The following is a 10,845-nucleotide window of genomic DNA, read 5'->3' as shown; positions in this document are numbered from 1 at the left end:
AACCAAACCAACACCAGAACCAGATTTTTGCAGCGGTCAAAAATCCGACAATCAAGATAAAAAATGATAAATTTTTCGTTTTTTTCGACACCCAAACAAAAAGGTAAAAATCACAACAAATCAATAACTTGATATTTTTTTACCCTCAATAAAACAGTGTTCAAAAACGGTTTTTATATCGTTTTACTACCGCTCAGGGGAACTTTGACGGTACAACATGAGCACGAATTGCTCTGGCGACTCAAATCAGTATTTCATATTTATCCGCCTTTTCTTAAGTATGAACATTGAGTCCTCTGGGAATGCGTACGAGGATAAACACGCAAGTGACATCACTCGCATATAAAATTTATGGACAGTAAATTAGGACTAAATAAGATGAACAAGACTCTAATCGCTCTAGCAGTATCTGCAGCAGCAGTGGCAACTGGCGCAAATGCAAATACCATCTATAAAACGGACACCTCATCTCTATCTCTATCTGGTGAAATCGACGCGTATTTGAGCAAGGTTGAAACTCAAAACACCAAATACGATGCAGACATCGACCTATGGGCCAAGATCCAGATCGATGCTCGTCACCAACTCAATGACACTGTCGCAGTTTTCGGTTCATTCGAAGTTGAAACCGGAAACGGCTTCATGCCAGGTGACAACGATGCAAATAGCTTTAGTGCTGATGACGCATATGTAGGCCTTGAGCTTGGCAATAACTTTGGTTTTGCTGTTGGAGAACCAGGTGACTACGCGAAATCTGTTAATGCTATTCTGATCGATAACACAAATGAAGGTTACGGTTATGTTGACGATGTAGCAGATCGCTTCGAATCAAAGGGACACGGTATTGCGGCCAAATACTCTATTGATAATTTGACTCTTGTTGCGGACGCATACTTAAACCAAGAGCGCGATCTTGACACTGTATTTGGTCTATCAGCTTCATACGATATTGCAGGCTTCAATTTGGGTGCGACATACCAAGACCAAGGTAACCGTAGCTCATATGATACGTCAACAAACGGAGACAATAGCCTATGGGGTGTCAAAGTAGGGTACGGCATTGGCGACTTTAATATTGCAGCCCACTATGTAATCGATGAGATCGATAGCGAAGATCACGAAGCTCTAGGTATTGCTGCGTCTTACCAAATCGAAGCTCTTCGTCTATACACATCGCTCGGTTCTGTTGAAAATAAAGACACAGATCAATCAGGCAGCTATGACGACGTAAAAGCGTACACAGTCGGTGCTGACTACGCAATTTCTGCAAATCTACTTGCGTTTGTGGAATACACAGGTATCGATAACGTAGATAACAACAAAGGCGATGAAGATAAGCTTGCCCTCGCTGGCGTATACTACACCTTTTAATCTTTAGCGCTTTCGCAATTAATAGGTCTCAAGTATTTACTGCCAGCTACGTAGCTGGCAGTTTTGTTTGCAGTTATACTGACACTCGTTTCTTAATCGGTGTTTTGATATGACTTCTCTTCTTCGCTCCCTTGTCTCTCTGTCATTGTGCCTATTCGTGGCCCCTAGCGCGCATGCCAATATTACCCCGAGTTCAGCGCCTACTGCGCAGCCTTATCCCCCACTCTCTCATCTGCCCGTTGGCAGTCGTAGTGCGTTAAGAATTGAAAGCTTAGTGGAGAGAGACACTGCGCTCGTCACCGACAACCAAGACCAATATTTTCCCCCAGCCAGCACACTGAAACTGCTCACGGCGCTCGCGGCCAAGCTAGAGCTTGACGACAACTTCCGTTTTGAGACTCACCTTGCGACAGCCGATCAAGATTGGGTGATTCAGTTTAGTGGTGACCCAACTCTGATGAGCCAAGATCTCAACAATCTGCTCGCTCTCGCCAAACGCGATGGCCATACTGAGATTAAAGGAGATCTTTGGCTCGATAACCGAGCGTTTACCGGCTATGACCGAGCCGTCGGCTGGCCTTGGGATAGCTTAGGTGTGTGCTACAGCGCGCCGGCTAGCGCTATTTCACTGGATGAAAACTGTGTCTATGCGTCGATTTATACCCAAGACGATGGCAAAACACGTGTCTATGTGCCTGAGCAGTACCCGATTTACGTCACATCAAGCGCTAAGTCGGTCAGCCAAACCGAACAACAAGCCACACAGTGTGATTTGGAGCTGCTTTCTTCGCCCGAAAACCACTACCAGCTTCAGGGGTGCTTAACCCAGCGTGAGAAACCGCTGCCGCTCAAATTCGCGGTGCAAGATCCAGAGCTTTACACTCAACGCATGGTAAGTCAGCAACTGCGCGCGCTCGGCATTACACTTAAAGGGCAGGTTCGTATTGGCCAACCGCCAGCGGCAGACACTCAGCGTATCGCCACTCACCGCTCTGCGCCGCTATCCGATTTGATTGCCACCATGTTGACCAAATCCGACAACTTGATTGCAGATAACCTGACTAAAACATTGGGCGCGAAGTTCTACATTCAACCGGGCAGTTTCAGTAATGGTACCAAGGCGATTAAGCAGATTATCTTCGCCCATACCGGCATTGATTTAACCGATGTCCCCATGACCGATGGCTCAGGATTGTCACGCAACAATCGCATCACGACAGCCATGATGGCGAAGGTGCTTCGCTACATCTGGCAACACGATGAAGACTTAAATCTGATCGCTGCCATGCCAAAATCAGGTGAAAATGGCACGCTGCAATATCGACGCAGTATGCGTCAATCGCCCATCAAGGGCGCATTGGTGGCGAAAAGTGGCTCGATTTACGGCAGCATGAATATGGCTGGCTTTGGGCTTGATGAGCATGGTACACCGACCACGCTATTTATTCAGTTTGTGGCCGATTACCACCCGGGAGAGGAGAGCCGCAACGCCCCAAGAGGCCCCGCGGCTATTACCCAGTTTGAAACCTTGTTTTATCAAGACGTAGTCAATTTCAGTCAGGCAATCCCTAAGAACGCGTTAACCACAGTGAAATAGATCCACATCCCCGAAATATCAACAATCGACGCCAACACCGGGCTGACAAGTACCGCCGGATCCAACTTGAAAGCCCGCGCGACAATCGGTAGTACACCGCCTAAGGTCGTTGATAGGGTGACTTGGATAAACAAAGCCACCGCAATGGCGAGCGCAATTAGGTCAATGTCAAACCCGCCTGCTGAGGCGCTGTCGCTGAACAACAAAATGCGGCCAACCATCACCAGAGCAATCGCCAACGCGAGGCACAGTGCCACGCGACTCTCTTTCCACAGTACTAACAGCCATTGCCGCTTACGCAACTCTCCCGTCGCTAACGCTCGAATCACCAAGGTCGCCGCTTGGGTGCCGGTATTGCCCCCTGCTGCCGCGATGACAGGCATATACACCGCCAATAGCACCAGTTGGCTTAAAGTGTCTTCATATTGAGCGATGATCAACCCAGAGACGATCCCGAGTAGGGCCAACGCGATGATCCAACCGATACGTTGCTTCACGTGCTCCAGCACCGAGGTACTCAGATAGCTATCCCCGGTTTCTACTTCCGAGTGGATAAGACCCAGTTGGTGCGCATAGTGACGCGCCAGTTTGTCATGCCCTTGAAGCTCAAGTTTTGAAATCAAGGTCTGAACGTAACCGATGGTGCAGTGGTGTAAAATGGCCACCGCCTCTTCAATCGGCATTACTGTCAACAGATGAAGCTGATGACTTTGCTCGTATTGCAAAAACGCGCTGCGAGCGGCACCAATCTCTTCACGAGAAAAGTGTGATTGTGTGTCTACAAAAGGTTTGCTCATTACCGTCATGGCGAATCTCCCGATTGGCAAAAAGGTAACGACCATCACGCATGAGAAATGCGTAACTAGTATGAATAAGCGAAAATGCTGTGAGGAGAAAAACGCGAGAAAGGAAACAGGACTCTACCACCGAGGTAGAGCAAATGGAGGCCATACCGACAGCGGATTATTTTTCCCCTTTGATACTAGGGGGATGGTCGGTAGTGTTCATAAAAATCTCCAAAAAAACCACCAAATTGGCAGCGGCGAGAGTGTAGCAAAACAGGCAGAAAAAATCAGTCAAAATCGTGTTAAAAAGCCCGATAGATTTGCCCTATACCTGGCGCCAACCCATCATTACAGGCAATAAAAAAGCGCCGAATATCGACGCTTTTTCCACTCGTTTTACCCTCTGTCACTAGTCGCTAGGAACTAGGAACTAGGAACCAAAACCCATCACTCAATCGTGATACGTGCGAACTTACGCTTACCCACTTGGAATACGTAAGTGCCCGCTTCAGGTACGAATTTCGCGTCCGCGACCTTCTCACCCTCTATTTTCGCTGCACCCTGTTTCACCATGCGCATCGCGTCTGAAGTAGAAGCGCACAAACCGGCGTCTTTAAGCAGGTTGGCAACAGGCGTACCAGCGTCAAAGGTAAACTCTGGCATCTCATCTGGGATCTGATTTTTAGCAAAGCGGTTAACAAACTCTTGCTCAGCGGCATCCGCATCGGCTTCACTATGGAAGCGGGCGATGATCTCTTTCGCCAACAAGACTTTGACATCACGTGGGTTTTTGCCCGCAGCAATGTCGGCTTTAAATTGCGCGATCTCCTCAAGAGGACGGAACGACAACAACTCGTAGTAGCTCCACATCAGATCATCAGAGATAGACATGATCTTACCAAACATCTCACTTGGCGCTTCGCTGACACCAATATAGTTGTGCGCCGACTTAGACATCTTCTTCTCACCATCTAAGCCCACCAGCAGTGGCATAGTCAGCACAACTTGCGGTTTTTGTCCGTGCGCTTTTTGCAGCTCACGTCCCATCAGCAGGTTAAACTTTTGGTCCGTACCACCTAGCTCAACATCGGTCTCCATCGCCACCGAGTCGTAACCTTGCAGTAGTGGGTACATGAACTCGTGAATCGCGATTGGCTGACCGCCTGTGTAGCGCTTTTTAAAATCATCACGCTCAAGCATACGCGCCACAGTTTGCTGCGCGGCAAGACGGATCATACCTTCAGCGCCCAGCTCAGATAACCACTCAGAGTTGAACTGAATCTTGGTCTTGGCAGGATCGAGGATCTTGAATACTTGCTCTTTGTAGGTCTCTGCATTGCGCAGCACGTCTTCACGAGTCAGTGGTGGACGTGTGGTGTTCTTCCCGGTTGGGTCACCCACCATGCCGGTAAAATCACCAATCAAAAAGGTCACATCATGGCCTAGCTCTTGGAACGCACGCAGCTTGTTTAGGATAACCGTATGGCCTAAGTGAATGTCGGGAGCCGTGGGATCAGCGCCCAACTTAATGCGTAGTGGACGCCCTTCTTTTAACTTAGCAATCAGTTCTTCTTCTGGAATTAGCTCTTCAACACCGCGCTTAATCTCCGCTAGTGCAGCTTCAATGCTCGCCATTCTTGTTCACTCCCACAGATTTGGCAAAAATTTGATAATTTCCCATCTTACTTGAATAGCGATGCTTTTTGAAACCAGTTAAACTAAACAGCTAGGCTTTTTCTCGAATTTTTTAGAACGGACAAACGATGTTGTCTCTTTTCGCTCGACTTCCTTGGTTTCACCGAGCTTTTATCGCTTTGTTTAGCGCGCTTATTGTGGTTGCCTTGTTTCTTCCCACCCCTCAGGATTTGCGTCAGGATGACAAGCGCTACCAAATAGGCATGCCTTACCCTATCGCGATTGATGCCGCCGCGTTAGAGATCGACACCGTAATCGGTCCACCATCGATTCTTCGATGGGACAAACACACCATTGGCTCTGGCGACAGCATGGCACTGCTCTTTCAGCGTGCTGGCCTCTCTTCTCGACTGCTGTATGAACTCACCTCCACCAATAAAGAGATAGAGCAACAACTGACAAGAGTACGCCCCGGCGATGCGTTTCTATTTGGCTTTGATGAAAACAACCAACTGGTGCAAATCAAACGCGAGCTGAGCCCGTACGAATCATTTCTGATCACCCGCTCTGAAGACGGCTTTCGTTCAAGTCTTGATGTCAAAGAAGTCTTTTATCAATACAACTACGCCGAAGCGACCATTACCTCTAACTTTTGGAATGCAGGGGTCAGCGCCGGTTTAACCGCCAACCAAATCATGGAGCTGGCTGGGATTTTTGGTTGGGACATCGACTTTGCCCTCGATATCCGCCAAGGCGACGGCTTTAAGATTCTTTACCAAGAGAAAGTGGTCGAAGGGGAAATTGTCGGACGAGGTAAAATCATCGCTGCGCTATTTACCAACCAAGGTGATAACTTCACGGCGATTTTAGATGACCACACGGGCAACTATTACGATGAAAATGGCCGGGCGATGAAAAAAGCCTTTTTGCGCTCACCGCTCGATTTTCGCCGCGTCTCTTCTAACTTTAACCCAACGCGTCGCCATCCGGTTACCGGACAGGTACGTGCTCACCGCGGAACCGATTACGCCGCGCCTGTCGGTACGCCGATATGGGCCGCTGGTGATGGTGTAGTGATTAAATCCAGCTATAACCAATTCAATGGCAACTACGTCTTTATCAAGCACAGCAACACCTACATCACTAAGTACCTGCACCTGCAAAAACGCAAAGTTAAAACCGGGCAACGGGTTAAACAGGGTCAAACCGTGGGTACGCTCGGTGGCACTGGCCGTGTGACTGGACCGCACTTGCATTATGAGTTTTTGGTCAATGGCGTGCACAAAAACCCAAGAACGGTCAAACTGCCGCAATCAAAGTCGTTAACGGGTAAAGAGAAAACCACCTTTATTGCCAACGCCAAAATTCGCTTAGATAAACTCGAACGCTATGGTGAGCTGTTAGCCACTCGTTAAGTGAACAAGAAAAACGGGCTGCATCGCTTTAGGAAAATCCGAAAGCGATGCAGCCCGTTTTTGTTATCGCTACCATGTATAGCGTTACGCTTGTATGGCGTTACTCTTCAATTTTGTGCTCGCGGCCGAGCATCAACAAACACGGCGTAAGCACTAAGGTTAATACCGTTGCGAAGGCCAGACCTCCGGCTACCGCCGTCGCAAGTTGTGACCACCACTGCGTACTCGGCGCGCCAAACTCGATCTTCTGATTGAGCAGATCAATGTTCATTTCGAGCACCATCGGCAGCAAGCCAAGAATGGTCGTGACAGTGGTCAACATTACTGGACGCAGCCTTTGTACGCCGGTGCGCAAGATCGCTTCACGTTTTTCCAAGCCGCGTTTGCGCAGCTGATTGAAGGTATCAATCAAGACAATGTTGTTGTTCACCACTATACCCGCCAACGCAATCACACCAATGCCCGACATAATGACGCCAAACGGTTTTTGGAACACGATCAACCCAGCAAACACGCCTACCGTGGAGAAAAGAACCGCACTGAGGATCAAAAACGCTTGGTAGAAGCTATTGAACTGGGTGATCAAAATCAGCGCCATCACCACCAGCGCCACCATAAAGGCTTGCTGAAGGAAGGCCGATGAGTTTTCTTGCTCTTCGTTCTGCCCGCGAATTTTAAACTCGACACCAGAAGGTAAATCCAAACTGGCTAATGCTTGATTCACTTTAGGCAGTTCCAGCGCCAAGTTGTAGCCTTCACGGATATCGGCAAAGATGTTGATCACTCGGTGGCCGTCAATACGGCGAATCGTATCTTGCTTATGATTCGGGATAATGCTGGCAAAATTAGTGATCGGCACCATGCCTGCCGCGGTTTTGACTTTCAATTGGTCAAAGCGGCCAATATCGCGCTTCTCTGCTGGGTAGCGCACTAAGATATCGACCTCTTCGTTCGCATCATCGGGCAAGTAATCACCCAACTTGAGACCATTGGTAACAAACTGCACCGTATTGCCGACCAGCGTAGCGTCCGCAAGAAAACGTGACGCATCATCACGGCGGATATCAATTTGCCAATCAATCCCCTCTTTGCTGGAGGTATCACTGACGTTAGTGAAAGCCTCGTAGCCATCGGCCCAGTGACGGACCACTTTGGCCGCCGAGTCAAGTTCGGTCGGGATTCGCGCGGACATTTCGATCACCAAATCGTGCTCAACTGGCGGGCCAGCATCGGGAAATTTGTACTCAATCTCAACGCCAGCGTAGTGATCGGTTTGCGCTTTTAACTCTTCAATAATGGTTTTGACTTTACGACGGTATTGCCAATCCACCGGTGTGATTTGGATCTGGCCAATTTCATCATCACCACCGGTTTTGGTATAGACGCTTTCAAACTCATCATGACCGAGCATCACCGCTTCGATATCGCGCATGATGACGTCTTTCTCATCCAACGAGAGATCGCCATAAGAGCGTACTTTCACCGTGAAAAATGGCGGATCAACCTCAGGGAAGAACTCCGCCCCTAAGCCTGCTTTTGAGTACGCAAAGCCCACCCCCACCGAGAGCAAAATGGCGCTGAGCAGAATTTTCAACGGATGTTTTAGAGCAATATCCAGCGTGTGATAGTAAAGCTTAGTAATACCGGTCGCTTGGCTAAAATCACCCTCGTGCAGCGCAACCATCTTCTCTCGCTGCGCTTTCGTCACATTTTGTGGACGTCCAATCAAACTGCCTAGCACAGGGACAAACAGCAGTGCCATTGCCAAAGAAGCCGCTAAGGTAGCGATCAAGGTCAAAGGCAGATACTTCATAAACTCGCCGGTAATGTCTGGCCAAAACAGCAGCGGTGCAAACGCCGCTAAGGTGGTCGCTGTCGACGCTGTGATGGGCCACGCCATGCGCTTGGCCGCATCACGATACGCATCGCGCCTTGGCGTCCCTTCCTGCATCCGTCTGTCAGCGAACTCGGTGACCACAATGGCTCCGTCGACCAACATGCCCACCGCCATAATCAGCGAAAATAGCACCACAATGTTGACCGTGAGGCCAAACACTGACAGCACCAACAAACCAGTTAGAAACGAGCCCGGTATCGACACCCCCACCAGCAAGGCAGTTCGCACACCAAGAATGGCGATGATCACTATCACCACCAAAATGATCGCCGACATGATGTTGTTTTGCAGATCATTGAGCATCATTTTGACATCATCAGACTGGTCGTAGGTGTATTTGACCAGCAGATTGCTTGGCCACTCATCGCGTTGCTGCGCTTCACTCATCACGGCTTTGACCAGTGCCACAGTATCGATGATGTTTTCTCCAGCGCGCTTTTTCACATCCAACACAATGGCCGATTTGCCATCTAACCGAGCGTAACTCTCTGGGTCACGAAATGCGCGGCGCACCGTTGCCACATCGCCAAAGGTAATCACCTGCTTGCCATCGACTTTGACCGGCAGCTCCAGCACATCCTTTAATGAGTCGAACACCGACGGCACCTTGACCGAAAAGCGGCCATAGCCCGTATCAACAAAACCGGCAGCGACCACGCGGTTATTCAGCGCTATCAGGTTATAAATATCCGCTTGATCTAGCCCGTAGCTTTCCATCAATAAGGGATCGACAATGATCTCGACGATGTCTTCGCGATCCCCGGCAATGTCGACTTCCAGAATCTGTCGATAGCTCTCTAGCTTATCTCGTAGCTGACGGGCGATTTGAACAATGGTTCGCTCAGGTACGGTGCCATACAGCACCACGGTCAACGCGGGCTCTTCAGAGGCCAATGTCACTTCGTTGACCGTAGGCTCATCACTGTCTGCGGGCAATTTAGGTTTGGCTAAATCCACCGCTTCACGTACGTCCGCCATTGCTTTGTTTAAATCCACACCGACACTGAATTCCAGCATCACTGACGCATGCCCTTCTGATGCGGTTGAGGTCATCTCTTTGACCCCTTCAATGGCGCGCAGCTCTTGCTCTATTGGGCGCACTAATAAGCGCTCCGCATCGGTGGGCGAAATGCCTTGGTGACCGACGGACACATAGATAATAGGAATGGTGATGTCAGGGCTCGACTCTTTAGGGATGGTGACATAAGTCATCACACCAGCGACCAAAATAAACAGCAACAATACCAACATGGTACGCGTACGCGACAGCGCCGCATCAATCACGGATAACATAGTGCGCCCCTATTGCTGTGAGGTGGAAGAGTCTGAAGAGGATGGTCGCGCCACCGCATTCACTTCATCACCGTCACGCACAAACCCTTGCCCAACAGTAATGATGTCAACCCGCTCACCTAGGCCCGTGAGCCATACGCCATCTTGCTCTGCCTTAACCAATTGAATCGGGACAAACTTCACCCGCTTACCCTGCAAGGTCTTCACGCCCAAATTGCCAGCTTCGTCGAGTGCCAACATAGCCGGCGTCACTTTGACCGCCAATTGCTCCGCTAGGTTTAAGGTCACTTCTGCGCTTACACCTGCGGGGATCGCTTGCTTAGGATTTTCTAGCTCGACTTCAATCGGAAACGTATTGGTAGAGGCGGAAGAGACACGGGAGATATAGCGGATCTTGCCAACCAACTGGTCGCCATGAATTAAGCTCACTTGCGCTTCTTGATCGAGAGACAGATCGCGAATATGCCGCTCGCTCACATCCGCTTCGATGACCAATCGCTCAAGATCAATCAAGGTCGCCACGGGGTCGCCAATACCAACAAAGTCCCCCTGTTCAATAAAGAGGTGATCCACAATGCCATTGAACGGCGCACGCACGGATGTGTTCGCCAATGAGGTTTTGACATTGCTGACCATTGCCTTAGCTTCCACCAGCGCCGCTTGAGAAGTGGTAAATGCCACTTCCCCTTGCAGCCCTCTGTCTTTGAGCGATTGCGCAGCTTTGTACTCTTTCTCTCGCACTTGCAGCATTGCTTGCGCTCGTTCGAGTTGGATTCCGAGATCGGCCTTATCAATCAGCGCAATGACCTGACCTTGGGTGACTGACTGACCTTTCTCAACCTGAAGTGAGAC

Annotated in this window: 8 protein-coding genes; 4 read left to right on the top strand and 4 right to left on the bottom strand. The window is 49.5% G+C overall.

Translation table 11 applies throughout. The features are described 5' to 3' along the window. The first annotated feature begins 378 nt into the window (after positions 1–378). Both AC6R1O_RS09335 and dacB read left to right on the top strand, forming a co-directional pair. Positions 379–1,371 (top strand): porin, encoded by a 993-nt coding sequence (locus tag AC6R1O_RS09335; protein ID WP_500632728.1) that lies wholly within the window; start codon positions 379–381, stop codon positions 1,369–1,371. A 109-nt stretch (positions 1,372–1,480) separates the two neighbouring features. Then, positions 1,481–2,968 (top strand): serine-type D-Ala-D-Ala carboxypeptidase, encoded by a 1,488-nt coding sequence (dacB, locus tag AC6R1O_RS09330; protein WP_500632729.1) that lies wholly within the window; start codon positions 1,481–1,483, stop codon positions 2,966–2,968. Here dacB and AC6R1O_RS09325 read toward each other — a convergent pair. After that, on the bottom strand, positions 2,929–3,774 hold the full coding sequence (locus tag AC6R1O_RS09325) for a magnesium transporter (RefSeq protein WP_334568401.1): 846 nt from the start codon (positions 3,772–3,774) through the stop codon (positions 2,929–2,931). The two genes, dacB and AC6R1O_RS09325, sit on opposite strands and share 40 nt — an antisense overlap. Before the next feature lie 61 nt (positions 3,775–3,835). Between AC6R1O_RS09325 and AC6R1O_RS09320 the strand changes: the two genes are divergently transcribed. After that, the gene (locus AC6R1O_RS09320; RefSeq protein ID WP_500630117.1) at positions 3,836–4,114 is read left to right on the top strand and encodes a hypothetical protein; all 279 of its coding nucleotides are present in this window, start codon (positions 3,836–3,838) and stop codon (positions 4,112–4,114) included. 86 nt (positions 4,115–4,200) lie between these two features. Here AC6R1O_RS09320 and tyrS read toward each other — a convergent pair whose 3' ends face one another. Beyond that, the gene (gene tyrS / locus AC6R1O_RS09315) at positions 4,201–5,388 is read right to left on the bottom strand and encodes a tyrosine--tRNA ligase (RefSeq protein WP_487901831.1); all 1,188 of its coding nucleotides are present in this window, start codon (positions 5,386–5,388) and stop codon (positions 4,201–4,203) included. A gap of 128 nt (positions 5,389–5,516) precedes the next feature. Here tyrS and shyC point away from each other — a divergent pair, with 128 nt between their 5' ends. Next, positions 5,517–6,803: a peptidoglycan DD-endopeptidase ShyC gene (gene shyC / locus AC6R1O_RS09310; protein WP_500632730.1), complete on the top strand. Its 1,287-nt coding sequence runs from the start codon at positions 5,517–5,519 to the stop codon at positions 6,801–6,803. A gap of 100 nt (positions 6,804–6,903) precedes the next feature. Here the strand turns inward: shyC and AC6R1O_RS09305 are convergent, their stop codons facing one another. Together AC6R1O_RS09305 and AC6R1O_RS09300 are read right to left on the bottom strand one after the other, a co-directional pair. Further along, complete coding sequence (locus tag AC6R1O_RS09305; protein ID WP_500632731.1) at positions 6,904–9,993, bottom strand: efflux RND transporter permease subunit; 3,090 nt, start codon at positions 9,991–9,993, stop codon at positions 6,904–6,906. Positions 9,994–10,002: 9 nt separating this feature from the next. After that, on the bottom strand, positions 10,003–10,845 hold an 843-nt coding region (locus AC6R1O_RS09300; RefSeq protein WP_500656907.1), incomplete at its 5' end, for an efflux RND transporter periplasmic adaptor subunit.

It is taken from the genome of Vibrio sp. R11-SG3-ISO3-SZ (assembly GCF_059834345.1).
Note: the sequence above shows the minus strand (reverse complement) of the source record. Positions and strands in the feature narration are given on the sequence as shown.